General features: G+C 76.3%; 26 protein-coding genes. 12 read left to right on the top strand and 14 right to left on the bottom strand.

Annotation, left to right across the window (positions count from 1 at the left end; translation table 11 throughout):
- Positions 1–18: 18 nt before the first annotated feature.
- From VGB14_10015 to VGB14_10035, 5 genes are read left to right on the top strand one after another with little or no spacing between them, the layout of a single operon-like run.
- Positions 19–273 (top strand): acyl carrier protein, encoded by a 255-nt coding sequence (locus VGB14_10015; GenBank protein HEX9993250.1) that lies wholly within the window; start codon positions 19–21, stop codon positions 271–273.
- Complete coding sequence (locus VGB14_10020) at positions 270–1,259, top strand: 3-oxoacyl-[acyl-carrier-protein] synthase III C-terminal domain-containing protein (protein HEX9993251.1); 990 nt, start codon at positions 270–272, stop codon at positions 1,257–1,259. Before VGB14_10015 ends, VGB14_10020 begins: the two co-directional genes overlap by 4 nt.
- Positions 1,259–2,275 (top strand): 3-oxoacyl-[acyl-carrier-protein] synthase III C-terminal domain-containing protein, encoded by a 1,017-nt coding sequence (locus VGB14_10025; protein ID HEX9993252.1) that lies wholly within the window; start codon positions 1,259–1,261, stop codon positions 2,273–2,275. The genes VGB14_10020 and VGB14_10025 overlap by 1 nt, the downstream gene beginning before the upstream one ends.
- A complete protein-coding gene (locus VGB14_10030; GenBank protein ID HEX9993253.1) occupies positions 2,272–3,951 on the top strand; it encodes a tryptophan 7-halogenase in 1,680 nt (559 codons plus the stop codon). The genes VGB14_10025 and VGB14_10030 overlap by 4 nt, the downstream gene beginning before the upstream one ends.
- Before the next feature lie 10 nt (positions 3,952–3,961).
- Complete coding sequence (locus tag VGB14_10035) at positions 3,962–4,792, top strand: SDR family NAD(P)-dependent oxidoreductase (GenBank protein HEX9993254.1); 831 nt, start codon at positions 3,962–3,964, stop codon at positions 4,790–4,792.
- Here the strand turns inward: VGB14_10035 and VGB14_10040 are convergent.
- From VGB14_10040 to VGB14_10055, 4 genes are read right to left on the bottom strand one after another with little or no spacing between them, the layout of a single operon-like run.
- Entirely contained in the window at positions 4,755–7,931 is a 3,177-nt protein-coding gene (locus VGB14_10040; protein ID HEX9993255.1) for a BTAD domain-containing putative transcriptional regulator, read from the bottom strand. The two genes, VGB14_10035 and VGB14_10040, sit on opposite strands and share 38 nt — an antisense overlap.
- Before the next feature lie 52 nt (positions 7,932–7,983).
- Positions 7,984–9,063 carry a hypothetical protein gene (locus VGB14_10045; protein HEX9993256.1) on the bottom strand — a complete coding sequence of 360 codons (1,080 nt, stop codon included), beginning with the start codon at positions 9,061–9,063 and terminating at the stop codon, positions 7,984–7,986.
- A complete protein-coding gene (locus VGB14_10050; GenBank protein ID HEX9993257.1) occupies positions 9,056–9,586 on the bottom strand; it encodes a sigma-70 family RNA polymerase sigma factor in 531 nt (176 codons plus the stop codon). Before VGB14_10050 ends, VGB14_10045 begins: the two co-directional genes overlap by 8 nt.
- Before the next feature lie 43 nt (positions 9,587–9,629).
- Positions 9,630–10,964, bottom strand: a complete 1,335-nt coding sequence (locus VGB14_10055) for an MFS transporter (GenBank protein HEX9993258.1) — start codon at positions 10,962–10,964, stop codon at positions 9,630–9,632.
- Positions 10,965–10,993: 29 nt separating this feature from the next.
- On the opposite strand from VGB14_10055, the gene VGB14_10060 reads away from it, so the two are divergent.
- Complete coding sequence (locus VGB14_10060) at positions 10,994–11,368, top strand: VOC family protein (GenBank protein ID HEX9993259.1); 375 nt, start codon at positions 10,994–10,996, stop codon at positions 11,366–11,368.
- Positions 11,361–11,735 (top strand): PaaI family thioesterase, encoded by a 375-nt coding sequence (locus VGB14_10065; GenBank protein HEX9993260.1) that lies wholly within the window; start codon positions 11,361–11,363, stop codon positions 11,733–11,735. Before VGB14_10060 ends, VGB14_10065 begins: the two co-directional genes overlap by 8 nt.
- On the opposite strand, the gene VGB14_10070 is transcribed toward VGB14_10065, so the two are convergent.
- Complete coding sequence (locus tag VGB14_10070) at positions 11,722–12,540, bottom strand: NAD(P)-dependent oxidoreductase (protein ID HEX9993261.1); 819 nt, start codon at positions 12,538–12,540, stop codon at positions 11,722–11,724. The two genes, VGB14_10065 and VGB14_10070, sit on opposite strands and share 14 nt — an antisense overlap.
- 23 nt (positions 12,541–12,563) lie before the next feature.
- Here VGB14_10070 and VGB14_10075 point away from each other — a divergent pair, with 23 nt between their 5' ends.
- From VGB14_10075 to VGB14_10090, 4 genes are read left to right on the top strand one after another with little or no spacing between them, the layout of a single operon-like run.
- A complete protein-coding gene (locus VGB14_10075) occupies positions 12,564–13,340 on the top strand; it encodes an alpha/beta hydrolase (protein ID HEX9993262.1) in 777 nt (258 codons plus the stop codon).
- Positions 13,341–13,349: 9 nt separating this feature from the next.
- Positions 13,350–13,835 (top strand): inorganic diphosphatase, encoded by a 486-nt coding sequence (locus tag VGB14_10080; protein HEX9993263.1) that lies wholly within the window; start codon positions 13,350–13,352, stop codon positions 13,833–13,835.
- A gap of 3 nt (positions 13,836–13,838) precedes the next feature.
- Positions 13,839–14,348, top strand: coding sequence for a peroxiredoxin (locus VGB14_10085; protein ID HEX9993264.1), 510 nt, complete (start codon positions 13,839–13,841; stop codon positions 14,346–14,348).
- On the top strand, positions 14,345–15,232 hold the full coding sequence (locus VGB14_10090) for an NAD(P)-dependent oxidoreductase (GenBank protein HEX9993265.1): 888 nt from the start codon (positions 14,345–14,347) through the stop codon (positions 15,230–15,232). Before VGB14_10085 ends, VGB14_10090 begins: the two co-directional genes overlap by 4 nt.
- On the opposite strand, the gene VGB14_10095 is transcribed toward VGB14_10090, so the two are convergent.
- Positions 15,220–15,420 (bottom strand): ferredoxin, encoded by a 201-nt coding sequence (locus VGB14_10095; GenBank protein HEX9993266.1) that lies wholly within the window; start codon positions 15,418–15,420, stop codon positions 15,220–15,222. The two genes, VGB14_10090 and VGB14_10095, sit on opposite strands and share 13 nt — an antisense overlap.
- Positions 15,420–16,634 carry a cytochrome P450 gene (locus VGB14_10100; protein ID HEX9993267.1) on the bottom strand — a complete coding sequence of 405 codons (1,215 nt, stop codon included), beginning with the start codon at positions 16,632–16,634 and terminating at the stop codon, positions 15,420–15,422. Before VGB14_10100 ends, VGB14_10095 begins: the two co-directional genes overlap by 1 nt.
- Before the next feature lie 29 nt (positions 16,635–16,663).
- On the opposite strand from VGB14_10100, the gene ligD reads away from it, so the two are divergent.
- A complete protein-coding gene (gene ligD / locus VGB14_10105) occupies positions 16,664–17,683 on the top strand; it encodes a non-homologous end-joining DNA ligase (protein HEX9993268.1) in 1,020 nt (339 codons plus the stop codon).
- On the opposite strand, the gene VGB14_10110 is transcribed toward ligD, so the two are convergent.
- The 7 genes from VGB14_10110 to VGB14_10140 form a co-directional block, all read right to left on the bottom strand.
- Positions 17,673–18,842: a zinc-dependent alcohol dehydrogenase gene (locus VGB14_10110; GenBank protein ID HEX9993269.1), complete on the bottom strand. Its 1,170-nt coding sequence runs from the start codon at positions 18,840–18,842 to the stop codon at positions 17,673–17,675. The two genes, ligD and VGB14_10110, sit on opposite strands and share 11 nt — an antisense overlap.
- Positions 18,839–19,768 (bottom strand): SRPBCC family protein, encoded by a 930-nt coding sequence (locus VGB14_10115; GenBank protein HEX9993270.1) that lies wholly within the window; start codon positions 19,766–19,768, stop codon positions 18,839–18,841. Before VGB14_10115 ends, VGB14_10110 begins: the two co-directional genes overlap by 4 nt.
- A 28-nt stretch (positions 19,769–19,796) precedes the next feature.
- Positions 19,797–21,806 carry a copper-translocating P-type ATPase gene (locus VGB14_10120; protein ID HEX9993271.1) on the bottom strand — a complete coding sequence of 670 codons (2,010 nt, stop codon included), beginning with the start codon at positions 21,804–21,806 and terminating at the stop codon, positions 19,797–19,799.
- A 48-nt stretch (positions 21,807–21,854) separates the two neighbouring features.
- Positions 21,855–23,042, bottom strand: a complete 1,188-nt coding sequence (locus VGB14_10125) for a S8 family peptidase (GenBank protein HEX9993272.1) — start codon at positions 23,040–23,042, stop codon at positions 21,855–21,857.
- A gap of 22 nt (positions 23,043–23,064) precedes the next feature.
- On the bottom strand, positions 23,065–24,159 hold the full coding sequence (locus VGB14_10130; protein ID HEX9993273.1) for a hypothetical protein: 1,095 nt from the start codon (positions 24,157–24,159) through the stop codon (positions 23,065–23,067).
- 22 nt (positions 24,160–24,181) lie between these two features.
- Positions 24,182–25,828, bottom strand: coding sequence for a RecQ family ATP-dependent DNA helicase (locus VGB14_10135; GenBank protein HEX9993274.1), 1,647 nt, complete (start codon positions 25,826–25,828; stop codon positions 24,182–24,184).
- A gap of 58 nt (positions 25,829–25,886) precedes the next feature.
- Positions 25,887–26,468, bottom strand: a 582-nt coding sequence (locus tag VGB14_10140) for a hypothetical protein (GenBank protein ID HEX9993275.1), incomplete at its 5' end; no start/stop codon positions are given.

Raw genomic sequence — 26,468 nt, forward strand, 5'->3', positions numbered from 1 at the left:
GGGAGGGGGGCCTCTGGGATGGAGCAGGTCGACACCGTCGAGGCGGAGGTCCGCGACTTCCTGGTGGCGACGTTCTGGATGGAGCCGGCGTTCGCCGAGGCCATGACCGACGACAGCGACCTCGTCGACGGCGGCGTCCTCGACTCGATGAACGTCCTCCAGCTGGTCGACTTCCTCGAGGAGCGCTTCGACTTCATGCTCGACCCCGAGGAGCTGTTCCGGCTGACCACCGTGGCGAACATCGCCGCGCTGGTCCGCGAGAAGCTGGCATGACCCCCGTCGGGATCGCCGCCACGGCGACCGCCTTCCCCCCGTCGACGCGCCCCATCGCCGACATCTTCGCCGACGAGGGCGTGGACCTGCCGGGGGAGCTGGCCGAGCGCCTCGGCATCCGGGAGGTGGGGGTCGGCTCGGCGGGCGCCGACCTGGCGCTCGCCGCCGCCACCGACGCGCTGGCCGCCGCCGGAGCGGCGGGCCGGGACGTCGACGTGATCGTCGACTACACGATCCTGCCCCAGGAGTACCTCGTGCCGGTGTGGAACCTGGGCAACCGGCTCCAGCACGAGCTCGGGGCGACCAGGGCGTTCACGCTCGGGTTCAGCGGCGGCGGGGCCACCAACTTCCACGTCGCCCTGCGGGCGGCGACCGACCTGCTGCGGGCCGGCGACGGGCTGCGGACGGCGCTGCTGTTCGGCGCGGACGTCGCCATCCCCGGCAACCGGGTGGTCGAGCGCGACGAGCCCGTGACCGTCCTCGGCGACGGGGCCAGCGCCGTCGTGCTGCGGGCCGGCGAGGAGCACGACGTGGTGCTCGGCGTGGAGCTGGCGAGCGACGGCGCCTACCACGACGTGGCCCACATCCCCGGCGGCGCGCTCGCCCAGCTCGACCACGACCACGACGAGGACCTGTACCGGCTGCGGATCGACGTCGACCGGCTGGCGGCGGCGCCGACGGGCGCCACCGTCGACCGCCTCACGGGCCTGGTGCTCGACCGGGCCGGCGCCGGCCGCGACGACGTCGCCCACTGGGTCTGCCCGAACCTGTCGGCCGCCGACCAGGACGGCTACCGGGCGGCGTGGGGGGCGGCGCCGGCGCCGGCCTGCGCGGCCAACCTGGCCGCCCACGGGCACGTGCAGGCCAACGACCTCGTCGCCAACCTCCGGGCCGTCGTGGCCGACGGGTGCGACGGCGGCGACCTCGTGCTCCTGGCCTCCCACGGGATGGGCTTCACCGCCGGCGCGGCCCTGGTGCGGCACTGATGGGCGCGCCGATCGGGATCCTGGCGGAGGCCTGCTACCTGCCGCCCACCACCAAGTCGATCGACGCCGTGTTCCGGGACGAGGACGTGCCCGACGACCCGCTGCCCGGCGGCGTGGACTTCCGGCGGGACATCGGCATCCGGTCGATCCGGGTGGCGGACGGGGAGACGGCGAGCGGGCTCGCCGTCGAGGCGTCGCGCCGGGCCGTCGAGCGGGCCGGCATCGACCCGGAGGAGATCGACCTCGTCGTCGGGTTCACCAGCATCGCCGAGGACCACGTGGCGCCCACCTGGTCGGCGGCCGGCGTCGTCCAGCGGGAGGTCGGCGCCACCCGGGCCTTCGCCACGTCGGTCAACACCGGCGGCTGCGCCAGCTTCCACGCCACGATGAAGGCGGCCTGCTCGATGCTGGCGGCCAGCGACGAGATGGACACGGCGCTGCTGTTCGCCGGGGACAAGGCACCCCGCCTGAACCACGCCTACTACCCGGTCACCGTCGTGTGTGACGGCGGCAGCGCGGTCGTGCTGCGCAAGGGCCACGACCGCCGGGTGGTGCTGGCCGTGGAGACCGCGACCGTCGGGAAGCTCCACGACGTGCTCTACGCGCCCGGGTTCCCGCACCGCGACCCGTCCGACCCGTGCCGGGACCGGTGGCTGCACATGACCGGCGACTACCGCCGCTTCGGCGAGGAGGTGGTGCCCGTCAACCTGTTCATGTTCCGCCGGGTGATGCGGGCGGCCATGAAGCGGGCCGGCGTCGGGCCCGACGACATCGACGTGTACATCTACCCGACGTTCTCGGCCTGGGACCAGCGGGCCTTCTGCGAGGGCCTCGGCATCCCGCCGGAGAAGGTGTACACGCGGGGGCTGGCCGACCACGGCCACCTCCAGGAGACCGACATGGTCCTCAACCACGTGGACGCGGAGGAGGACGGCACCATCGGGGACGGCGACCTCGTGATGCTGACCACCAACGGGGCCGGGTTCGCGTGGGGGGCCACGATCGTCCGCCAGTGACCGCCGCGGCCGGCGCGGGCGCCGGCGACCGCTACGACGTGGCCGTGCTGGGCAGCGGCATGAGCGGCGCGGCGCTCGCCATCGTCCTCGCCGCGCAGGGCGTGCGAGTGGTGATGGTCGAGTCCGGCGTGCACCCCCGCTTCGCCGTCGGCGAGTCCACCATCCCCCACACCTCGCTGCTCAGCTCGCTTCTGGCCGAGCGCTACGGCGTGCCCGAGCTCGACGTGATCGCCTACCCGGAGCGCATCGCCGCGGAGGTGTGCTCGACGTGCGGGGTGAAGCGGGGCTTCGGCTACGCCTACCACCGCCCCGGCGAGGAGCACGACCCGGCCGAGGGGCTGCTCGTCGGGACGAGCTCGAAAGACGAGACGCACGTGTTCCGCCAGGACGTCGACGCCTGGCTCACGTACATGGCGGTGCGGCGGGGTGCCGACCTGCGCCAGGCGACGGTGGTCGACCGGGTGGAGGTCGACGGGGCCGGGGTCACGCTCGGCACGACCGGGGGCGACGAGCTCCGGGCCCGCTACCTGGTCGACGGCTCGGGCTTCCGCAGCGTGCTCGCCCGCACGTTCTCGCTGCGGGAGGCGCCGGCCCGCTTCGGGCACCACTCCCGCTCGCTGTTCACCCACATGGTCGACGTCGGCACGTTCGCCCCCGACACGCCGATGTCGATCCCGTGGGCGCAGACCACGCTGCACCACGTCTTCGACCGGGGCTGGTTCTGGGTCATCCCGTTCGACAACCGGGAGGGGTCGACCAACCCGCTCGTCAGCGTCGGGCTGACCGTCGACCCCCGGGTGCACCCGAAGCCGGCCGGCGTGGCGCCCGAGGCCGAGTTCCGGGCCTTCCTCGACCGCTTCCCGTCGGTGGCCCGCCAGTTCGCCGGGGCCAGGGCCGTCCGCCCATGGGTGTCGACCGACCGGCTCCAGTACTCGACGACGCGGGGGGTCGGCGAGCGCTGGTGCCTGATGTCGCACGCCTACGGCGCCATCGACCCCCTGTTCTCCCGGGGCCTCGTGAACACCCTCGAGGTCACCGCCGCGCTGGTGCCGACCCTGCTCGACGCCCTCGACGACGACGACTTCTCGGTGGAGCGCTTCACCCACGTCGACGCCCTTCACCGGCGGGTGCTCGACTACAACGACCGCCTGGTCGCCGGCTCGTTCGCGTCGTGGGCCGACTTCGACCTGTGGAACGCGTGGCTGCGGGTGTGGGGGCTCGGCACCATCCCCGTCGAGTTCCGAATGATGAACGCGCTGGCCGACTACACGGCCACCCACGACCCCCGCCACCTCACCGGGCCGGTCGCCGACCCCGTCTTCTCGGACTTCGAGGACCCCGACTACGGCGCCTACTTCGCCGAGGCGGTGGCGCTGATGGACGGGTTCCGCTCGGGCCGGTCGCCGGCCGGGGAGACGGCCGCCGCGCTGTTCGACCTCGGCACGCGCTACGAGATCCCGCTGCCCATGCGGGGCGACGGCCTGCACCGGGCCGGCTGGATCCCGGCCGACGACGCCATGAGCGAGCGGAGCATGGCCTTCGCCCGGGAGGGGTTCAGGTGGGCGCTCACCAACCCCGGCACCCACGACCTGTTCGGCACGACGACGACGTTCTACCGGTGGCGGGCCCGGCGGTCCGACCCGCACCTCGCGGTCGCCGGCCGCGCTCCCGGGTAGGCATCCGGGCATGAGCGACGAGGCACGCACCGTCCTGGTCACCGGGGCGAACTCCGGCATCGGCCTGGCCACCGTGGTCGAGCTGGCGAGGCGCGGCTTCCGGGCCGTCGGCTCGGTCCGCTCGGAGGCCAAGGCCGCCGCCGTGCGCGAGGCGGCGAGCGCCGCCGGGGTCGACGTCGAGACCGTCCTGCTCGACGTGAACGACGCCGAGGCCTGCAAGGAGGTCGTCCCCGGGCTCGGCCCGTGGGGGCTCGTGAACAACGCCGGCTACGCCGTCACCGGCGCCGTCGAGGACGTGGAGGACGAGGAGGCCGAGGCGCTGTTCCAGACCATGGTCCACGCGCCGATGCGCCTGGCCCGGCTGGCTCTCCCGTCGATGCGGGCCGCGGGGGGCGGCCGGATCGTCAACGTCAGCTCGATCGCCGGGCGGGTGACGGCGCCGTTCGCCGGCCACTACACGGCGGCCAAGCACGCGCTCGAGGCGCTCACCGACGCCCTGCGCATCGAGGTGGCGGGCGCCGGCGTGCGGGTCGTGCTGGTCGAGCCGGGCGGGTTCCGCACCGGCATCTGGGAGGAGTTCGAGCGGGACATCGCCAGGCGGGAGCGGGAGGGCAGCCGCTACGTCGGCGCCTACCGCCGCTACCTCCAGGCCCAGCGCCTGGCCGAGCCGCTGATGGGCGACCCGCAGACGTGCGCCCGGGTCATCGCCGGCGCGCTCACGACCCGCCTGCCCCGGTCCCGCTACCTGGTCGGCCTCGACGCCCAGGCCGCCAACCTGGCCGACTCGCTGACCCCGACGATCGTCAAGGACCGCTTCTACCGGCTGACGCTCGGTCTGTAGCGGCGTCCGGCAGGTCGACGCCGAGGTCGGCGGCGACCCGCTCGGCCAGGCGGGCCAGGCCGTGCGCGCCCTGGGCGGTGGCCACCGCCACGGCCTCGGCCAGCCGGGCGGCGGCCGCCTCCCGGTCGCCCCTCGCCGCGGCCACGACGGCCTCGGCCCGGAGCACGACGGGCTCGTTCCAGCGCTCGCCCAGCCGCTCCAGGGTCTCCCTCGCCGTGGCGATCGCCGCCTCGGCCTCGTCCAGGCACCCGGCGCCGGCCGCGGCGACGGCCCAGCTGGCGTCGTGGGTCGGGAGGGCGGCGCCGCCGCCGACGGCCAGGTAGCGGGCCCTCGCCTCGGTGAACAGACGCCGGCCCTCGTCCACCTCGCCCCGGCGGGCCATGGCGGCGGCGAGGCCCATCAGCGCGTGCCCGCCGTAGTACGAGAAGTCGCCGTTGGGGTCGACGGCGAGCAGCGTGCGACCGGCCCGCTCGGCCAGCCCGAGGTCGTCGACGGCCTCGCCCAGCACGGCCGCGAACCCGGCGACCTCGGTGAGCACGAACGAGTCGGCGGTCAGGTCGAGCAGGCGGTGCATGGCCGCCACGGACGGGGCGACATCGCCGGCCAGCGCCCGCATCTGCGCCCGGAACAGCTGGACGAGCAGGGTGCGCTCGCCGGCGAACTCGAGCGACGGGTCGACCGGCGCACCCGCCGCCCGCCGGTCGGCGGCCAGGTCGAGGGACCGGCAGGCGTCGGTGATGCGGCCCTCCTGCCAGGCCTGCACGGCCGTCTGGAGGTGGCCGAAGGCCTGGACGTCGGGGTCGTCGCTGGCCAGGGCCACCCGGGCGAGGGCGGCGGCCAGCGGGGCGGCGTCGGCCACCCTGGCCGCCGTCGCCGCCGCCGACGTCTCCACCCACAGCACGTCGAGCAGCACGTCGTCCCGGCCCGTCCTGGCGGCCAGCTCCTTGGCCCGGTCGATCAGCTGGGGGGTGGTGGCGGCGGCGAAGTAGCGCCGGGCGCGGGCCACGGCCAGCAGGCGGTGGATGGCGAGCAGCTCGGCCTCCTCGTCGGCGGGCGAGGTGGCGGTGGACCGGCGCAGCTCGACCGCCCGGCGCAGGAGCTGCTCGGCCGAGCCGAGGGCCGAGCGGCGGATGGCGACGTCGGCGGCGTGCTCGAGCGCGCTCGCCGCCCGCTGCCCGCCGCCGACGGGCACGGCCCGCCACAGGTGCTCGGCCAGCACCTCGGCGTCGTCGTCGCCCACCCCGGTGACCTCCATGGCCTCGGCGGCCCGGAGGTGCAGGCGGGCCCGGCGCAGCGACGACAGGTCCTCGACCAGCACCTCGCGCACGAGCGCGTGGCAGAACCGGAACGTGGACGGGCGGTCGGGCACGTCGAGCAGGAGGCGGTGGACGACGGCCGGCTCCAGCCGGTCGAGCAGGAAGTCGGTGGACAGGCCCGAGGTGCGGGTCAGCAGGCCGAGCTCGACGTCCCGGCCGAGCACGGCGCCCACGGCCAGCAGCTCCCTGGTCGGCTCGGGCAGGTGGGCCAGGCGCCGGCGGATGACGTCGCCCACCCCGGCGGGCACCACACCGGCGAGGTCGGTGCGCTCGTCGTCGAGCACCAGCCGGGCCAGCTCGGTGGCGTAGAACGGGTTGCCGTCCGAGCGGGCGTGGATGGCGACGGCCACGTCCCGGTCCACGGCCGGGCCGAGGAGGGCCTCGACCAGCGCCACCGTGTCCTCGCGGGGCAGGCGGCGGAGGTGGAGCCGGCGGGAGCCGGGGCGGCGGGCCACGGCGGCCAGCGCCTCCGTCAGGGCGTCGTTGCGGCCGACCTCGAGCCGGCGCATGGTGAGGAGCAGGAGCACGCCCCGGCCCAGGCGGGCGCTCAGGAACGAGAGCAGGTCGAGCGAGGTCTCGTCGGCCCACTGGAGGTCGTCGAGCACGACCACGACCACCCCGGCGGCGGCCGCCGTCCGCTCCAGGAACCGGGCGACGGCCTCGAACCGCTCGAACTGGAGCGCGTTGGTGGGCGTGGCCGCCTCGGGGGCGTCGGTGGCCAGCAGGGCGTCGAGCGACGGGTCGCCGGTGCCGGCGCCGCCGGCCAGGTCCCGCAGGGCGACCAGCCACGGCCACAGCGCGGGCGCGGCGCCGCCCTCGTAGCCCCGGCCCCAGGCGACGGCCCCGCCGCGGGCGGCGGCCTCGGCCCTGAGCTCCTCGGCCAGGCGGGTCTTGCCCATCCCGGGCTCGCCCTCGACGACCACGACCCTCGCCTCGGCCGCCGCCTCGTCCAGGGCGGCCAGCACCTCGGCCAGCTCGTCGCGCCGGCCGATCATCCCCCTCGGGCGGGCCGGGGCCGCAGCCGGCGCGGCGGCGGCCGGCGCCGGGGCGGCCGCCGGCGGCTCGGCGAGGTCGATGGCCGGGTCGTGGCCGAGGATGGCCGCCTCCAGCTCCCGCAGCGGGCGGCTCGGGTCGACGCCCAGCTCGTCGCGCAGGGTGCGGCGGGCGTCCTCCAGCGCCCGGAGGGCGTCGGCCTGGCGGCCCGAGCGGTAGAGGGCGAGGGCGAGGTGGGCCCGGAGGCGCTCGCGGAGGGGATGGGCGCCGACCAGCTCGGCCAGCTCGCCGGCGACGGCGGCGGCGCGGCCGAGGCGCAGGTCGGCGTCGACCCGGTCCTCGGTGGCGGCCAGGCGCCGCTCCTCCAGCCGGGTGGCGAGGCCGGTGGCGAAGTCGCGGTCGAGGAACTCGAGCAGGGCCGGCCCCCGCCACAGGGCGTCGGCGGCCAGCAGGACGTCGCGGGCCTCGGCCGGCCGGCCGGCGTCGAGCAGGGCCCGCCCCTCGTCGGCCAGGGCCTCGAAGCGCAGGAAGTCCACCTCGGCCCCGGCCACGTCGAGGCGGTAGCCGGGGTCCTCCCACAGCAGGCGGGGCGCCGTCGGCCCGGCCCCGAACCGGCGGCGCAGGCGGGACACCGTGCTCTGGAGCGTGCCCATGGCCGTCGCCGGCCGCTCGTCGCCCCACAGCTCGTCGGCCAGGGCGTCCGCCGTCACCAGCCGCCCGCCGGCCGCCAGCAGCACCGCGAGGACGAGCCGGGGCTGGCGCCCGCCCACGTCCACGGGCGCGCCGCCGTCGTCCACCACCTCCAGAGGGCCGAGCAGCCCGAACCTCATTCGCCGTCCTCCCGGCGAGAGTTTCGCGCGGGCGGACGGGCGCGGCGGCGAGCTAGCGGGCGGGCGCCGCCTCGACGGCGACCCCGTCGCCGGTGGTGGGGAGGTCGGCGGCCGCGGGGCCGTCGGCGGCCAGGCGGACGGTGGTGGCGTCGATCCAGCCGAGGCGGCGGGGGACCAGCTCGTCGGGGCCGAACGGCCCGGCCGACCAGCGGACGGTGCCGTCGGACAGGTCGACGACGGTGACGGCGACGGCCGACGCCGGGGGAGGTCCCTCGACAACCGGACCGGGCCCGCCCCGGAGCTCCCACGCCACGGCGACGAGGCGACCGTCGGGCGACACGACCGGGGTGGCGGTCGACGCCGTCCAGCCCGAGGGGCAGCCGCCGTCCACCGCCGGGCCGGCCTCGCCCGACGCCACCGCGGTCACCTCGAGCGCGCACGTCCACGGCCGGACGTGGACGAGGGTGCCGCCGGCGGCGGCGGTGGCGCCGTCCTGGTCCAGCCCGCCGGTCACCGGTCGCTCGGCGCCCGAGGCGAGGTCGTGGACGACGACCCGGGAGGGGCCGGGCACGCCGTCGGGCTGGCGGAGGAGCACGGCCTCGGTGTCGGTGGCGTCGAGGAGGGCGACGTGGTCGCCGTCGACCGGCACCGGGTGCACGGCCTCGACGGCGCCCGCCGGGCCGACGACCTGGAGGGCGACCTCGAGCCCGGAGGGCGTGGCCGCGGCCCTGGCCGTGAGGACGGCCAGCCGGCCGTCGGGCCGCTCCACGACCCGCCCGCCGTACACCTGCCAGCCGGCGGTGGCCCGCCAGCGCTCGGCGACCTCCCCGCCGGCCCGGACCTCCACGACCCGGGTGGCGTCCTCGATCACGAGGTCGGGCTGGCCGGCGACGGCGGCCGGCGCGGCGACGCTCACGGGGGCCGGCGACGACCCCGGCCGGCCGAGGGCCACGACGCCCCCGGCGGCGACGGCGGCCAGCCCCGCCAGCGCGGCGCCCGCCACCCGCTGCCGGCGGCGCCGGGCCCCGGCCCTGGCCCGCACGCCGGCGAGGTCGGCCCTGGCCGGCGGCACGGCGTCGGCCACGGCCCGCACGGCCAGCGCCACGCCGGTGTCGATCCTGGGGTCATCCATCGCCTGCCTCCTCGAGGTCGCGGCGGAGGGCGGCGAGCCCCCGCGCCAGCCGGCTCTTCGCCGTCCCGGTGGGGATGCCGAGGGCCCGCGCCGTCTGGGCCGTGTCGAGGTCGAGCAGGACCCGGCACACGACCACCGACCGCTGGGCGACCGGCAGCCGGCGCAGGGCGTCGACCACCGGTCCGGCCGGCACCGCCTCGTCCCCGACGGCGGCCGGCGCCGTCACCCGGTCCACGAGGTCCTCCCGGCGGCGCTTGCGCCAGCGCGAGGTCGCCCAGTTGACGGCCACCCGGTACACCCAGCCGGCGGCGTCGTCGTACTGCCCGACCGTGCGCCACCGGGCGCACGCCCTGGCCATGGCCTCGTCGACCGCGTCGCGGGCCACCTCGGCGTCGCCGAGGGCGACGGCCACGGCCCGGTGGACCCGGTCGAGGTCCCGCTCGTAGAACGCCTCGAACGACCCGGCCCCGGCGACCACCTCGATCGGCGGGACGGCGGGGAGCGCCTCGACGGTCGGTTCCACGGGGAGCACACGCACGAGGGCCGCTCCCGGTTCCGTCGCCGGCCTAGGGGCTGGGCTCGGGGCGGAGGGTGGCGACCAGCGCGGCCGACTCCTCGGGGGCGAGCGGGTGGTCGGCGGCGGCGACGGCCTCCCTGGCCGCCTTCGCCTCGGCCAGGTAGCGCTCGCCGTGGCGGATCGGGCTGAGCGCGAACGCGGCGGCGATGGCGGCCGTGAGGAGGCCGATGCCGGCGTAGACGGCGGCGACGTCCTCGGTGGCGTCGATGACCCAGGCCCCGGCGAGCGCGCCGAGGGGGATGGCCGACCAGGCGAGCACGCCGGCGATGCTCATCACCCGGCCGAGCATCTGGTTGGGGACGATCGCCTGGCGGAGGGCGCCGGTGTTGATGTTCAGCAGCAGCCCGAAGCCGGTGTAGGCGGCCCAGAGGACGAGCACGAGCGGGTACCAGCGGGCGTAGGCCATCGCCGAGAGCGCCAGCCCGGACACCACGAGGGCGCCGAGGGCGACGACCGGGAACGTCAGCCGCCGCCGGAACGCGCCCGCGACCAGGCCGATCACCACGACCCCCGCCGACCCGGCGGCGAACAGCCAGCCCACCCGGGCGTCGCTCAGGTCGAGCACCGTCTTCCCGAACAGCACCAGCTGGGTCTGGGCCGTGGCCGCCACGAAGTTGATCAGCGCCATCATCAGCGAGATCGAGCGCAGGACCGGGTGGCCCCACACGAACGCCAGCCCCTCGCGCACGTCGGCGACCAGCCGGGCGACGGCCCCGCCCTCCCGCTCCTCGACGGCCTCGGCGGCGTCGAACCGCGTGCGGACGGCGACGAGGGTGGCGGCCGACAGCCCGAAGGTGGCGGCGTCGATCAGCAGGAGGTCGGCCGGCGCCATCACGGCCACCAGCGCGCCGGCCAGCACCGGCCCGAGCACCTGCCCGGCCTGGTTGGTGGCCATGATGCGGCCGTTCGCGGTCACCAGGTCGTCGGTGCCGACGAGGTTCGGGATCGCCGCGAACTCGCCGGCGTCGAAGAGGATGCCGAGGGTCGACTGCACGAAGGCGACGGCGTACACGTGGCCGACCTGGAGGTCGCCGGTCAGGTACAGCACGGGGAGCACGGCGATCACCCCGCCCCTGGCCAGCTCGACGAGGATCATCATCCGCCGCCGGTCGACCCGGTCGACGACCGCCCCGAGCACCAGGCCGAACAGCAGGTAGGGCACGAAGTTGGCCGCCATCGTGATGGCCAGGTTGGTGGCCGACTCGGTGAGCCGGAAGACGAGCAGCGGCAGCGCGAACGCGGTGAACGAGCTGCCCAGCTGGGACACTCCCTGGCCGGCGAAGTACAGCCAGAAGTCGCGGCCCAGGCCGCGCCGGTCGGTCACGGCGCCACTGTGCCTGACAAGCTGGGCCGGTGCTCGACCATCTCGGGATCCAGGTCGCCGACCCGGCGGCCGCGGCCGCCTTCTACGACGCCGTCCTCGCCCCACTCGGCGCCGGCCGCCTGATGGAGTTCGGCGCCGTTGTCGGCTACGGCGTGGCCCCGAAGCCGGACTTCTGGATCAGCCCGTTCGAGGGCGTCGGCCCGGCCAGGGAGTCCCACATCGCCTTCGAGGCCGCCGACCGGGCGGCCGTGCGGGCCTTCTTCGACGCCGCCGTGGCCGCCGGGGCCGAGGTGCTGCACGAGCCCCGCGAGTGGCCCGAGTACCACCCGGGCTACTACGGCGCCTTCGTGCGCGACCCGGACGGCAACAACGTCGAGGCCGTGTGCCACCGGGCCGATGGCTGAGGGCGAGGGGTTCGGGGCGACGGTCGGCGTCGAGCGGGTCGAGGGCGAGGACGGCCGGTCGACGGTCGTGCTCGACGCCGGGCCGGCCCACCTGAACCGCCACGGCTCCGTGCACGGCGGCGCCATCGCCACCCTCGCCGACTCGGCCATGGGGCTCGCCGTCGCGGCCACGCCGCCGGGGGAGGAGCCGGCCGCGCCGGTGACGATCGAGATGAAGGTCACCTACCTCCAGCCGGCCGGCGAGGGGCGGCTCACGGCCACCGGGGTGGTGCGCAAGCGGGGCAAGCGGATCACGGTGGTCGAGGCCGAGATCGAGCAGGACGGCGACGTCGTCGCCCTCGCCCTCGGCACCTTCACGGCCGGCTGAGCCCCAGCCGGTCGGCGTCGAAGGCCGGGGAGCAGAACGGCCCGCCCACGAAGCGGTGCTCCACGGCGCCGGGGTCGGGCTCGCCGAACCGGGCGACGAGCTCGGGGGCGAAGCGCTCGGCGTCGTCGGCCGGCTCGTAGCCGAGCGAGCGGGCGCCGTCGAGGGAGAACCAGCCCCGCGTGTTGGCCGACACCCCCCACACGACCCGGAGCCCGGGCGACGGCGCCGTGAGCGCCGCCTCGAACAGCCGGCCGGCGTCGTCGGGGGAGAGCCACGTGGACAGGGAGCGCAGGTCGGACGGCCGCTCGGTGCACGTGAGGATGCGCAGGCACACGACGTCCATGCCGTAGCGGTGGTGGTGGAGGGCGCCCATGGCCTCCCCGGCGGCCTTGCCGACGCCGTAGTACGTGTCGGGCGCCGGGCACAGGTCGTCGGGCGCCGGCGACGCCGACCTGGGGTGGAAGCCGACGGCGTGGTTGCTCGAGGCGAACACCACGCGGCCGACCCGCTGCCGCCTGGCCGCCTCGAACACGTTGGCCGTGCCGCCCACGTTCACCTCGGCGATCACGTCCCACGGCGCCTCCGTCGGCACCCCGCCCAGGTGGACGACGGCGTCGACGCCCGCGCAGGCGTCGACCATGGCGGCCAGGTCGGTGACCGACGCCGTCACCGACTCCTCGCCCTCGCCCACGCCCTCGACCGGCGCCACGTCGAGCAGGCGCAGCGTCCGCCCCGGCCGGGCCAGGCGGGGGCGGAGCATCGACCCGACCTGCCCGGCGGCCCCGGTCATCAGCACGCGTCCCATGGGCGTGATACTGCTTCGCCCCGATGGCATCGGTCACGGTCGGCGACCTCGAGCTCCACTACGACGAGCACGGCCGGCCCGACGGCCCGCCGCTCGTCCTGCTCCACGGCGCTGGCGGGACGGCCGACGACGCGGACGCCGGCTGGGCCGGGCTGGTGCCGGCGTTCGCGCCCCACTTCAGGGTCCTCGCCGTCGAGCACCGGGGCCACGGCCGCACCGGCAACCCGGCCGGCTTCCTGTCCTTCACGCAGATGGAGGACGACCTGGCCGGCTTCCTGGAGGCCGTCGGCGCCGTGCCGGCCCACGTGGCCGGGATCAGCGACGGCGGGGTCGTCGCCCTCGGCACCGCCCTGCGCCGGCCCCACCTGACGGCCTCGATCACCCTCGTCGGCACCAACCACCGGGTCGACGCCACCACGGCCGCGGTGACGGCGTCGCTCGACCCCGACGCCGTGGAGCGGGAGGCGCCCGAGGCCGTCGCCCGCTTCGCCGCCCGCCACGACCCGTTCCGCCACCCCGGCTACTGGAAGGACCTGATCCGCCAGGTGCAGGCGAACAACACCGACCAGCCGTCGTGGACCGAGGACGACCTCGCCCGGGTGGCCTGCCCCACCCTGCTCGTGGCCGGCGAGGACGACCCGTTCGCCAACGCCGAGCAGATGGCGACGATGAAGCGCTCGATCCCGGGCGCCGAGTGGCTGATCGTGAACCACTCCGGCCACGGCGTGCACGCCGAGCACCCCGAGATCGTCGGGCCGAGGGTCCTCGACTTCCTCCTGCGCCACGCCGCCGCTGGGTAGCGTCCGGGCGTGGACGTCGAGGTCGTCGTCGAGATCCCGCGGGGCAGCCGCAACAAGTACGAGATGGACCACGACAGCGGGGCCGTGTGGCTCGACCGCATGCTGTTCACGTCGACGATGTATCCGGCCGACTACGGCTTCATCGAGGGCACGCTCGGCGAGGACGGCGACCCGCTCGACGCGATGGTCCTCCTCGACGAGCCGACCTTCCCCGGCTGCCACATCAGGGCGAGGCCGGTGGCCGTGTTCTGGATGACCGACGAGGCCGGGCCGGACGCCAAGGTGCTGTGCGTGCCGGCCACCGACCCCCGGTGGCACCACATGGGCGACATCGGCGACGTGCCCGACCACGTGATGGCCGAGATCAGCCACTTCTTCGAGGTGTACAAGGCGCTGGAGCCGAACAAGGGCACCGAGCTGCGGGGGTGGCAGTCGAGGGCCGAGGCCGAGGCCGCCGTCGAGGACGCCCGCCGGCGCCTCGCCGAGCACCGCTGAGCCGTGGGCCCTGCCGTCGCGGGCGCGCCGCTGCCCGACCTCGCGCTGGCGTCGACGGCCGGCGGCCGGGTCGCCCTGCGCCGGCTGGGGCGGCCGAGGGCCGTGGTGTTCGCCTACCCGATGACCGGCCGGCCCGGCGTGCCCCTGCCGGCCGGCTGGGAGGAGATCCCCGGCGCCGTCGGGTGCACGGCCGAGGCGTGCGGCTTCCGGGACCGGCACGCCGCGCTGGCCGGCGCGGGGGTCGAGGTGTACGGGCTGTCCACCCAGGGCGAGGCGGACCAGCAGGAGGCGGTCGGCCGGCTCGGGCTGCCCTACCCGCTGCTGTCCGACGAGGCCGCCGCCGTCGCCGACGCGCTCGGCCTGCCCACGTTCACGGCCGGCGGCCGCCGCCGCTACGAGCGGCTGACCCTCGTCGTCCGCGCCGGCGTGGTCGAGCACGTGTTCCACCCGGTGCCGGACCCGGCCGCCCACGCGGCCGAGGTGCTGGCCTGGCTGGGCGGCGGCGGGTCGTGAGCGAGCGGGTCGCCGTGCTCGGGCTCGGCGGCATGGGCTCGCGCCTGGCGAGGCGCCTGGTCGACGGCGGGTGCGAGGTCGTCGTCTGGAACCGGACGCCGGCGCGGGCGGAGGCGGCGGCGGCGTGGGGGGCGAGGCCGGCGGCGTCGCCGGCCGAGGCGGCGCGCGACGCCGGCCTGGTGGTCACGATGGTGGCCGACCCGGCGGCGCTCGCCGCCGTCACCGAGGGCCAGGACGGCGCCCTGGCCGGCATGCGGGAGGGGTCGGTGCTGGTCGAGATGTCGACGGTCGGCCCCACCGCCGTCGCCCGGCTGCGGGAGGCGGCGCCGCCCGGGGTCGCCGTGGTCGACGCGCCCGTGCTCGGCAGCCTCTCCGAGGCCGACGCCGGCACGCTCCACGTGTTCGTCGGCGGCGACGCCCCGGCCGTCGAGCGCTGCCTCCCCGTGCTCGGGCTGCTCGGGCGGCCCGTCGTGGTGGGCGGGCCGGGGGCCGGGGCGGCGGCCAAGCTGGTGGCCAACACCACGCTGGTCGGCGTGCTCACCGTGCTCGGCGAGGCGATGGCCGTCGGCCGGGGCCTCGGCCTGCCCGACGCCGTGCTGTTCGAGGTGCTGGCCCGCACGCCCCTCGCCGCCCAGGCCGAGCGCCGGCGGCCGGCCGTCGAGTCGGGGGAGTACCCGCTGCGGTTCGCGCTCGGCCTGGCGGTGAAGGACGCCGACCTGATCCGCGACGCGGCCGCGGCCGCCGGGGTGGACGTGCGGACGGTGGAGGCGGCCCGCTCGTGGTTCGCCGACGCCGCCGGCGGCGGCCTGGCCGGCGCCGACTACTCGGCCGTGATGGCCTGGATCCTCGGCCGGGCCGGCCGTGCCGGCGCTCAGGCGGAGTGATCGGCCTCGATGGCGAACTCGGGGCAGTTGTCGACGGCCAGCTGGGCCTGCTCCTCCAGCCCGGCCGGCACCGAGCCGTCGGTGCGCAGGACGGCGTAGCCGTCGTCGTCCGCGTCGAACAGGGCGGGGGCGAGGGCGTAGCAGCGGCCGTGCCCCTGGCACTTCGAGCTGTCGAGCGTGATCCGCATCACCGCACCTCCGTCGCCCGCCTGACCCTGACCGGCAGCACCCTCGGCCCCCGCACCTGGCCGGTCGACCACCGCACGGCGCCGGGGTCGGTCAGCTCGAACTCCGGCACCCGGGCCAGCCACTCCTCGACGGCCACCCGCAGCTCCATGCGGGCCAGGTTCGACCCGAGGCAGCGGTGCACGCCGAGGCCGAACGTGACGTGGCGGTTCCTCGCCCGGTCGACCACGAACTGCCCGGCCCGCTCGAACGCGTCCGGGTCCCGGTTGGCGGCCGGGAACGGCACCAGCACCCAGTCCCTCGGCCGCAGGCACTCGCCGCCGAGCTCCACGTCCTCGGCCACGATGCGGGCCATCGTCACCGGCGCGTAGAACCGCAGCAGCTCCTCGACGGCGAACGGCAGCACCGACGGGTCGCGGCAGATCCGCTCCCGGTCCTCCGGGTGCCCGGCCAGGTGCCACAGGCTGGCCCCGATGGCCGACCACGTGGTGTCGATGCCGGCGATCAGCAGCAGACCGATGGTGCCCCTGATGTGCTCGGTGGACAGGGGCCGCCCGTCCATCTCCGCGTTCAGCAGGAAACCGATGAGGTCGTCGCGCGGCGTGGCCCGGTGGTCGTCGATGACCCGGGTGAGGTACCAGTCCAGCGTGTCCTCGTAGACGAGGCCCTCGATGCCCTCGCCCGGCGTCTCCATGATCCGGTGGATGAACACCCGGAACCGGTCGCCGTCCTCGCGGGGCACGCCGAGCATCTCGGCGATCACCCGCACGGGGATGTGCTGCGCGTACTGGGCGGCGGCGTCGACCACGTCGCCGTCGCCGGCCAGCAGGTCGTCGAGCAGCTCCCGGCACGCCGCCCTGGCCGCCGGCTCCCACCTCGCGATCTCCTTCGGGGAGAACGCCGGCAGCAGCAGGCGCCTGGCCGTGGCGTGAAACGGCGGGTCGGAGGTGATGGGCGGCGCGTAGCCGACCGGCGCCAGGCCCTCCGGCTTCCACCCCGTGACGATCACGCCCTCGGAGCTGAAGTGCTCGGTGTCGTGGGCGATCTCGGCCACGTCCGCGTGGCGGGTCGGCAGCCAGACCCCGCCGAAGCGGTCGGAGTGGGCGACCGGGCACCGCTCCCGCAGCTCGTCCCAGATCTCGGGGGCGCGGGCCGCGTAGTCGGGGTGGGTGTGGTCGAAGTCGGTCGCCCAGTCCGTGATCGGCGGTCGTTCCACCGCCCCATCATGGCGCTACGGTCCGGACGATGAGCGGCGACGGCGTCGTGGTCGAGGCAGCCGGGCGCGAGGTGGTGGTGACCTCGCCGGAGAAGGTGTTCTTCGCCGAGCGGGGCGACACCAAGCTCGACCTCGTCCGCTTCTACCAGGCCGTCGAGGGCCCGCTGATGGCGGCCATGGGCGGCCGGCCCGTGCTGCTCCAGCGCTTCCCGAACGGGGCCGGCGGCTCGTCGTTCTTCCAGAAGCGGGTGCCCGACTCGCGCCCGGAGTGGCTCGAGACGACGATCGTCAGCACCCCGAACGGCACCACCTCCCGGGCGCTCGTCGCCGCCGACCTCGCCCACGTGATCTGGGCGGTGAACCTCGGCTGCCTCGGGTTCCACGTGTGGCCGACGACGGCGGCCGACCCGGACCACGCCGACGAGCTGCGCGTCGACCTCGACCCCACGCCGGGCGTCACCTTCCCGATGGTGCAGGAGGCCGCCCGCGAGGTGCGGGCGCTGTTCGACGAGGTCGGCGTCGTCGGCATGCCGAAGACGACCGGCAACCGGGGCATCCACGTGTACGTGCGGCTCCAGCACCGGTGGTCGTCCTACGACGTGCGGGCCGCCGCCGTCGCCGTGGCCCGCGAGCTCGAGCGCCGCCGGCCGGACCTGATCACCGCGGCGTGGTGGAAGGAGGAGCGGGGCCGGCGGGTGTTCGTCGACTTCAACCAGAACGCGCCCCACAAGACCGTGTTCGGCGCCTGGTGCGTGCGGGCCAGGCCCGGGGCCCAGGTGTCCACCCCGTTCGCCTGGGACGAGCTGGCCGAGGTCCACCCCGACCGGTTCACGATGGCGACGGTGCCGCCCAGGGTGGCCGAACAGGGCGACCCGTGGGCGCCGATGGCCGCCACCCCGCAGTCCCTCGAGCCCCTCCTCGAGCTGCACGAGCGGGACATGGCGAGCGGGCTCCGGGACGCGCCGTGGCCGCCCGTCTACCCGAAGATGCCGGGCGAGCCGGCCCGCGTCGCGCCGAGCCGGGCGAAGAAGCCGCGCCCTACGGAGTGAGGACGATCTTCAGGCAGTCGTCCTGCTTGTGCTTGAAGATGTCGTAGCCGTGGGGCGCGTCCGCGAGGCGCAGCCGGTGGGAGATCACGAAGCGGGGGTCGATCTCGCCGTTGCGGATGCGGGCGAGGAGGGGCCGGAGGTAGCGGTGGACGTGGCACTGGCCCGACCGCAGCGTGATCGACCGGTTCACGATCGACCCCATCGGGAACTTGTCGACGAAGCCGCCGTACACGCCGACGACCGAGACGGTGCCGCCGTTGCGGACGCTCGTGATCGCCTGGCGGAGGGCGTGCGGGCGCTCGGTCTCCAGCCGGGCCGCCTGCTTCACCTTGTCGTAGGCCTCGATCGGGCCGGAGGCGTGGTGGGCCTCCATGCCGACGGCGTCGATCGCCGCGTCCGGGCCCCGGCCGCCGGTCATCTCGGCCAGCGCGTCGGCGACGTCGACGTCCTCGTAGTCGATGGTCTCCGCGCCGATCTCGCTCGCCTTGTCGAGCCGGTACCCGAAGCGGTCGACGGCGATCACCCGGTGGGCGCCGAGCATGAACGCGCTGGCCATGGCGAACAGGCCGACGGCGCCGGCGCCCCACACGGCCACCGTGTCGCCGGGCTGGATGTCGCACATCTCCGCGCCCATGTAGCCGGTGGGGAACACGTCGGAGAGGAACAGCACCTGCTCGTCGGAGAGGTCGGGGTCGACCTTCAGCGGCCCGATGTCGGCGAAGGGCACCCTGACGTACTCGGCCTGGCCGCCGGCGAAGCCGCCGAGCAGGTGGGAGTAGCCGAAGATGCCGCAGGGGGAGTGGCCCCACAGCTTGTCGGCCATGCCCGCGTTGGGGTTCGAGTTCTCGCACAGCGACGTGGCGCCCTGGCGGCACGGCCAGCAGTTGCCGCAGGCGATCGGGAACGGGACGACCACGCGGTCGCCGACGTCGAGGTTGCCGACGCCCTTGCCGACCTCGACGACCTCGCCCATGAACTCGTGGCCGAGGATGTCGCCCTTCTCCATGGTCGGCACGTAGCCGTCGTAGAGGTGGAGGTCGGACCCGCAGATGGCGGTGGACGTGACGCGGACGATGGCGTCCCGGTCGTTCAGGATCGTCGGGTCCGGGACGTCGCGCACCTCGACCCGCAGCGCGCCCATCCAGCAGGTGGCCTTCATCGTCCGCTCCCTCCCACCGGCTGGGCCGGTCGCTGGTGCACCTGGCGCAGCGACCGCGACCCGTCCGGGCTGCCGTCGGACCGCACGACCTCGCCGGTCTCCAGCACCTGCTTGAACCGGCGGAGGTCGTCCTTCACCTGCTGGAGCGGCTCCTCGCCGAACAGCTTGGCCACCGCCGCGCCGAGCGCGCCGGCCGGCGGCGAGTACGTGATCTCGACGGTCACCTCGGTGCCCCGGCCGCCCGGCGCGGGCGCGAACCGCACCGAGCCCGTCGTCTGCACCCTGGACCGCCCGACGGACCGCCAGGCGATGACCTCGCCGGGCCGGTCCTCGACCAGCTCGGCGTCCCACTCGACCGTGCGCCCGGCGGGGGCGTTGGCCACCCAGTGGGAGCGGCCGTCGCCGTCCACCGTCACCGAGCGCAGGTGGTCCATGAACGACGGCAGCCGCTCGAGGTCCCGCCAGAACCGGTAGGCCTCCTCGGGCGACCGGTTGACGGTGACGGCGGCCCAGCCCTGCAGGGCCCCGTCGCCGGCCGAGCGGCCCGACGCCCTCGCCCGGCGGCGGGCGCCGACCACGTCGAGCACCGTGACCCCGGCGACGGCCGCGGTCGCCGCCCGGAGGCGGCCCCGGTCGTTGCCGCCGTCCCGCAGGGCGAGCCCGAGGGCGGCGAGGTCCATGGCGTCGCCGGCCACCCGCGCCCCCATCCACGCCGGCGGCCGGGACCGCCCGGCCAGGCCCAGCGCGCCGGTGAGCTCGCGCACGCCGACGGCCCGCACGAGCGCCCGGGTGCCCTTCGTGTCGGCCACGCCGACGAACCGGGCCACCCGCCCGGGGGCCACGACCTGGGGGACGCCGAGGGCGACGCTGAACCAGGCCATGGTCCTCGCCAGCCCCCGGCCGGCTCGCTGCGACGGTCTCGCCATGGCGCGGACCTGCCCGGTCCCCGCCGGGCTAACCCAAGCGCACCCGCCGGAGGAGCTGGGCGTTCAGGGCCACGACGATGGTGGAGGCGCTCATCAGCACGGCGCCGACGGCGGGGGCGAGGGTGATCCCGGCCCAGGCCAGGGCGCCGGCGGCCAGCGGGATGGCGAGCACGTTGTACCCGGCCGCCCAGGCCAGGTTCTGGAGCATCTTGCGGTAGCTGGCCCGCGAGAGGCGGACGACCGAGGCGACGGCCCTCGGGTCGCTCGAGGCGAGGACGACCCCGGCCGACTCGATGGCGACGTCGGTGCCGGCGCCGATGGCGATGCCCACGTCGGCCCGGGCGAGCGCCGGCGCGTCGTTCACGCCGTCGCCGACCATGGCCACGGTCAGCCCCCTGGCCTGGAGCTCGGCCACCTTGGCGTCCTTGTCCTCGGGCAGCACCTCGGCCATCACCTCGTCCACCCCGACCTCCCGGCCGACGGCCTCGGCCACCTGCCGGGCGTCGCCGGTGATCATCACGACCCGGCGCCCCGACCGGCGCAGCTCGGCCACCGCCTCGGTCGCCTCGGGGCGCACCCGGTCCTCGAGGGCGAGGGCGCCGGCGACCTCGTCGCCGGCCACCAGGTGGAGGACGGCCGCGCCCCGGGCCCGCCACGGGTCGGCGGTGGCCCTGAGCCACTCGGGCTCGGCCAGCCCCCGCTCGCGCAGGAGGGCGGGGCCGCCGACGGCGTACGCCCGGCCGTCCACGACGGCCTCGACCCCCCGCCCGGTGATCGAGCGGAAGTCGGTGGCCATCGGCACGGGGCCCTCGGCCCTGGCGGCGGCGACGATGGCCCGGGCCAGCGGGTGCTCGCTGTCGGCCTCGACGGCGCCGGCCAGGCGCAGGACGCCGTCGCCGGCCACCCCGCTGACCACGTGCTCGCCGGTCGTGAGGGTGCCGGTCTTGTCGAACAGCACGGCGTCGACCGTGCGCATCCGCTCCAGGGCCAGCCGGTCCTTCACGAGGATCCCGTGCCGGGCCGCCAGCCCGGTCGACAGCGAGACGACGAGGGGGATGGCCAGCCCGAGGGCGTGGGGGCAGGCGATGACGAGGACGGTGACGGTGCGGACGACGGCGGCGTCGGCGTCCCCGGCCAGCAGCCAGGCGGCGAAGGTGACGACGGCGGCGCCGGCGGCGACGTGGAAGAGGAGGCCGGCGAACCGGTCGGCCAGGGCCTGGGCCCGGCTGTGGGAGGACTGCGCCTCGGCCACCAGGCGCCGGATGCCGGCGAGGGTCGTGGCCTCGCCGACGGCGTCGACCCTGACCCGGACGGCCGAGTCGGTGGCGACGGTGCCGGCCACCACCCGGTCGCCCGGGCCCCGCCCGACCGGCCGGGACTCGCCGGTGACCATGGACTCGTCGACCTCCGCCCGGCCCTCGACCACGGTGCCGTCGGCCGGCACCCGCCCGCCCGAGCGGACGAGGACGAGGTCGCCGGGGACGAGGGCGTGGACGGGGACGGCCTCGACGGTGCCGCCGGCCGTCAGCCGCTCGGCCTCGTCGGGCAGCAGGTCGGCCAGGGCGGAGAGGGCGGAGCGGGCCTGGCCCAGCGCCTTCATCTCCTGCCAGTGCCCGAGCAGCATGATCGTGATCAGCGCGGCGAGCTCCCACCAGAACTCGAGGTCGAACCAGCCGAGCGTGGTGGCGAGCGAGGCGGCGAAGGCCACGGTGATCGCCATGGCGATCAGCAGCATCATCCCCGGCCGCCTGGCCCTGGCCTCCTCGACCCCGCCGGCGAGGAAGGGCCAGCCGGCCCACACGTAGACGACGGTGCCGAGCAGGGGGGCGACCAGGCCGACGCCGGGCAGGTCGAGGTCGTAGCCGAGCCACTCCATGACCATCTCGCTGGTGGCGATGACCGGGACGCTCAGCAGCAGGCTCCACCAGAACCGGCGCCGGAACACCTCCGCGTGGTCGCCGTGGCCCTCGTGGCCGGCGTGGCCGGCGTGCCCCTCGTCGTGTCCCGCCCGGTGGTGGTCGTGCACCGTGGTCGTCATGGCGGCCAGTATACCCCCCGGGGGTATCCTGAGCAAGCGTCCGGCGGCCTACCCCGTGAACAGGAGGTGGTCGTTGCGGGTGCCGTGGTCGTCGGTGACGACGTCCTTGGTCGTGCGCCGGAACAGCCCGTCGCGCACCTCGGCGGGCGTCGCCGTCGGGTCGCGCTGGAGGTAGAGGGCGGCGGCGCCGGTCACGTGGGGGGTCGCCATCGACGTGCCGCTCATCGTGAAGTCGGCGTCCGGATAGGCGATCGAGGCCGACGTGATGTTCACGCCCGGCGCGTACCAGTCGAGGCAGGGGCCGTGGTTGGAGAACCAGGCGGCGGCGTCCCGCTGGTCGGTGGCCCCGACGGTGATGGCCTCGGGCACGCGGGCCGGCGAGAACGAGCAGGCGTCGAGCGGGTTGCCGGCGTCGTCGCCGTTGCCGGCGGCGACCGCGTAGACCACGCCGTCGGCGATCGAGGCCCTGACGGCCGCGTCGATGGCCGTGTCGCCCCAGCCGATCAGGCTCATGTTGGCGACGGCCGGCTCGCCCGGGTCGTGGTCGCCGGTCACCCAGTCCACGCCGGCGACGATCTCGGCCGTCGTGCCCCAGCCGCCGCAGTCGAGCACCCGGACGGCCTCGATGCGCACGGCCTTGGCCACCCCGAACTTGCGGCCCCCGACCGTCCCGGCCACGTGGGTGCCGTGGCCGTTGCAGTCCGCCGCCGAGCCGCCGGGGGTGACGGCGTCGAACCCGGTCGAGGCCCGCCCGCCGAAGTCCTGGTGCCCGAGGTACACGCCGGTATCGAGGACGTAGGCGGTCACCCCGGCGCCGTCGGCCCGCCAGGTGTAGGTGCGGTCGAGGGGCAGGGCCCGCTGGTCGACCCGGTCGAGGCCCCAGCTGGCCGGGCGGCGCTGGGTGCCGGCGACCGAGTGGCGCAGGTTCGGGAGGACGGCGGCGACGGCGGGGTCGGCCCGCAGGGCGGCGAGGGCGGCGTCGGGGACGGTCGCCGCGTACCCGGCGACGGCGTGGGCGTAGGTGAAGCGGACGTCGACGCCGAAGCGGCGGGCGTGGTCGGCGGCGACCGAGGCCGACCGGGCCGACGGCGACCCTTCGAGGACGACGATCCACTCCGACCCGGCGGCGCGCGGGGCGGCGGCGGTGGCGGGCGCGGCGGCGGCCGCCGGCGCGGCGGCCAGCAGCGCGAGCGCGGCGGCGAGCTTCCTGATCCGGTTCACGGCGCTTCGACGCACGCCGGCCGCTCCTCCTTGCGCGTCACGCCCACGCCAGCAGGGTGTCCCGGGTGAGCGGCACCTGGTGCCACAGCTCGCCCCGGTCGGTCGGGAACACGCCGACCACGACCCGCCCTTCGGCCTGCACCTCGGCCCCCCTGAGCACGGCCGACCACGGCTGGTCGGTGACGAGCGACCGGCCCTCGGCCACCACCCGGCGGAGGGCCTCGGCCCCGGCCTCGGCGCCGGCCGCGTCGGGGTAGCGGAAGGCGACCACGAGGGACGTGCCGCCGCCGTCCCGGCGGACGCCGGTGGCGAGGGCGTCGTACCGGGGGAGGGCCGGCCCGGCGCCGGCGGCGTAGGCGGCGTCGTCGGTCGACAGGAACGCGGCGTGGCAGCCCTCGGCGTCGAGGGCCGCGGCCAGGGCGGCCAGGTCGGCGTCGTCGGCGAGGGCGGCGGCGTCGCCGTGCCAGGCGTCGATGGTGGCCTCGACGGCGGCGTCGGTCCTCGTCCACGCCAGCGCGCCGCCCTCGACGAACAGGCGCCGGGACTCGCCGACCTCGCGGGTGGCGCTGATCCGGCTCACGTCGGCCGCCCCCTCCTCGCCCCACGACCAGTAGGTGGCGCCGCCGTGGTCGACCTCCTGGAGCACGTCGGACCACACGGGGTCGGAGCCGACGGCGGCGCCCACGTCGCTCCGGTCGACGTCGCCGACGACGACCTCGACCTGCCCGGGGGGCAGCCCGGCGGTGGCGTCGGCGTCCACGTCGAGGAGGTCGAAGCCCAGCTCGGCGTCCCACTCGGCCGGGGTGCGGGCCAGCGCGCCGGTGACCGCCGCGGGGGCGAGGAACACGCCGGCGCCCGGCTCGCGGTCGGCGACGATGGCCCTGCGGTAGTCGCCGACGGCCTCCCCGTCGGCCGGATCGGGCACGGCCAGGCCGGCCGCCTCCCTCGCGACGGCGTGGAGGTTGACGACGACGTACCCGCCCGCCCCCTCGACGGCCGGGAGCCGGCCGAGCATGCCGGCGACCGTGGCGGCCGCGTCGCCGGCACCGCCGCCGGCGTCGCCCCGCACCCCGCAGGCGGCGGCGACGAGCCCGGCGAGCACCAGGGCGGCGAGGCGGCGGGAGGTCGTCACCGCTCCATCCTCGCCTCGCCGCTCAGTCGCCGGCCTCCTGGAGCAGCCCGCGAGCCAGCACGGCGCTGATCGACAGGTTGCGGTAGCCGCCCTCGTCGAACAGCACGACGACCGTGTCGGCCTCGGTCCTGATCACCTGCCCTGGCCCCCAGGCCTCGTGCACGACCCGCATGCCGGGCGGGAAGGCGGCCGTGCCGTCCTCCTCCACGTAGGCCTCCGCGGCGCCCGACTCGCAGTTGTCGCAGTGGCCGCACAGGCGGTCGTAGGCCTCGCCGAAGTAGGTGAGCAGGAAGCGGCGCCGGCACGTGCGGGTCTCGGCGTAGCCCCGCATCATCTCGATCCGCGACGCCTCCAGCTCCTTGCGGGCCTGCTCCCTGGCCCCGACCGCCTCGGCCACCTCGTCCACCGGCACGTCCCCGGCCGCGACCAGCCCGCCGTCGGCGACGACCTCCACCGCGCCGACGTCGGCCAGGGTGTTCACCACCTGGGTGACCCGCCGGGCGCCGAGGTCGACCTCGTCGCGCACCTCCTCGACCGTCGTCGGGCCGCCGGCCGACCCGACCGCGTCGAGCACCTCGCCGAGGTCGTCGGTGCGGACGCCGGCGCCGCCCTTCAGGAACCGGCGCAGCGACAGGTCCTCGGCCCGGTAGAAGAGCACGGCCTCGGCCTCCTCGCCGTCCCGGCCGGCCCGCCCGATCTCCTGGTAGTAGGCGTCGAGGGACTCGGCCACGTCGCCGTGCAGCACGAAGCGCACGTCCGGCTTGTCGATCCCCATCCCGAACGCGGTGGTGGCGACGACGACCCGGACGCCGCCGTCGAGGAAGCCGTCGTGGACCTCGTCGCGCCGGCGGCGGGGGAGGCCGGCGTGGTAGGCGGCGGCCGGCGGCCCGAGGCGGCCGATCTCGTCGGCCAGCTCCTCGGCCCGGCGCCTGGTGCCGACGTACACGATCCCGGTGCGGCCGCCGGCGGCCAGCGTGATGGCCCGGTCGACGAGGGCGCCGTCCTTGTCCCTCGCCTCGGCGAACCGCTCGACCGACAGCCGGATGTTGGGCCGGTCGAAGCCGCTGACGACGACGGCCGGGTCGCGGAGGTGCAGGCGCTCGACGATCTCGGCCCGCACCGGCGGGGCGGCGGTGGCGGTGAGCGCGACCACCACCGGGTGGCCCAGGTCGTCGATCACGTCGCCGAGGCGCTGGTAGTCCGGGCGGAAGTCGTGGCCCCAGGCGCTGATGCAGTGGGCCTCGTCGACGACGAACAGCGACAGGTCGGCCCGGCGCAGGGCGTCGAGCGTGTCCGGCCTGGCCAGCTGCTCGGGGGCGAGGAACACGAACTCGAGGTCGCCGGTGGCCAGCCGCTCGAACGCCTCCCGCCTGGCCCGGTCCCCGAGCGTGGCGTTCACCTGGGCGGCGGCGCCCACGTCCTCGTCGGCCAGCCCCTCCACCTGGTCGCGCTGGAGGGCGACGAGCGGCGAGACCACCACCGTGCAGCCGTCGAGGGCGGCGGCCGCCACCTTGTAGACCGCCGACTTGCCGTAGCCGGTCGGCATGACGGCGAGCACGTCCCGCCCGGCGACGGCCGCGTCGGCCGCCTCCCGCTGCCCGGGGCGCAGCCGGTCGAGCCCGAGGCCCTCCTCGGCGATCCGGGCGATGTCGGCTGCGGCGTCGGTCACGTCGTCTCGTCCTCCGGTCGGCGCGTGGAGGGCGTGGACTACCCGGGCCCGGCCGCCGTCAGCCGCCGCCGTCGGTCCGGCCGACCAGGTCGGACCACCACGCGTACAGCGCGGCGTTGTCGTTGTCGTCCCGCTCCCCGGTGCCGAGCACGCCGTCGGCCGGGTCGGTCCACACGATCGTGTAGCGCTGCACGTCCCTGGCGCAGAAGACCTGCCCGGACGCCTCGGTGCCCTGGTAGGCGTGGGCCGCGTACGCCGCGGTGGCGCAGTCGTCGGCCGGCGACGCCTCGAAGTCGGCCTCGTCGAGCAGGCGCCGGTAGGCGTCCTCCAGGGCGCCGGCCGACTCGAACCGGGCGAACGTGGCCGTCGCCGCGCCCGATTCGCCGGGCATCGAGCACGACAGGGCGGCGACGGCACCGGCCGGGCCGGCGGCGTCGCGCCGGCAGCTGTCCTGGAAGGCGGCCGGCAGGGTGCGGAGGACGGCGGCCTCGTCCTCGTCCGGGAAGGCCCCGCCGCCGCCGTCCCCGCCGCCCAGCGCGAGGACGGCGACCAGCGCGGCGACCACGGCCGCCACGCCCGCCGCGACGAGCCACGGCACCCGGTTCCCGGCCCGTCGGGGGGCGGCCGGCGACGCTCCGCT

It is taken from the genome of Acidimicrobiales bacterium (genome assembly GCA_036399815.1).
In the GTDB taxonomy this organism is placed as follows: Bacteria; Actinomycetota; Acidimicrobiia; order Acidimicrobiales; family DASWMK01; genus DASWMK01.

Coding starts and splice junctions, on each gene's coding strand:
- VGB14_10020 (HEX9993251.1), top strand. CDS start 270: ATGACCCCCGTCGGGATCGCCGCCACGGCGACCGCCTTCCCCCCGTCG.
- VGB14_10025 (HEX9993252.1), top strand. CDS start 1,259: ATGGGCGCGCCGATCGGGATCCTGGCGGAGGCCTGCTACCTGCCGCCC.
- VGB14_10015 (HEX9993250.1), top strand. CDS start 19: ATGGAGCAGGTCGACACCGTCGAGGCGGAGGTCCGCGACTTCCTGGTG.
- VGB14_10040 (HEX9993255.1), bottom strand. CDS start 7,931: ATGAGGTTCGGGCTGCTCGGCCCTCTGGAGGTGGTGGACGACGGCGGC.
- ligD (HEX9993268.1), top strand. CDS start 16,664: ATGAGCGGCGACGGCGTCGTGGTCGAGGCAGCCGGGCGCGAGGTGGTG.
- VGB14_10035 (HEX9993254.1), top strand. CDS start 3,962: ATGAGCGACGAGGCACGCACCGTCCTGGTCACCGGGGCGAACTCCGGC.
- VGB14_10065 (HEX9993260.1), top strand. CDS start 11,361: ATGGCTGAGGGCGAGGGGTTCGGGGCGACGGTCGGCGTCGAGCGGGTC.
- VGB14_10095 (HEX9993266.1), bottom strand. CDS start 15,420: ATGCGGATCACGCTCGACAGCTCGAAGTGCCAGGGGCACGGCCGCTGC.
- VGB14_10110 (HEX9993269.1), bottom strand. CDS start 18,842: ATGAAGGCCACCTGCTGGATGGGCGCGCTGCGGGTCGAGGTGCGCGAC.
- VGB14_10120 (HEX9993271.1), bottom strand. CDS start 21,806: ATGACGACCACGGTGCACGACCACCACCGGGCGGGACACGACGAGGGG.
- VGB14_10075 (HEX9993262.1), top strand. CDS start 12,564: ATGGCATCGGTCACGGTCGGCGACCTCGAGCTCCACTACGACGAGCAC.
- VGB14_10045 (HEX9993256.1), bottom strand. CDS start 9,063: ATGGATGACCCCAGGATCGACACCGGCGTGGCGCTGGCCGTGCGGGCC.
- VGB14_10070 (HEX9993261.1), bottom strand. CDS start 12,540: ATGGGACGCGTGCTGATGACCGGGGCCGCCGGGCAGGTCGGGTCGATG.
- VGB14_10115 (HEX9993270.1), bottom strand. CDS start 19,768: ATGGCGAGACCGTCGCAGCGAGCCGGCCGGGGGCTGGCGAGGACCATG.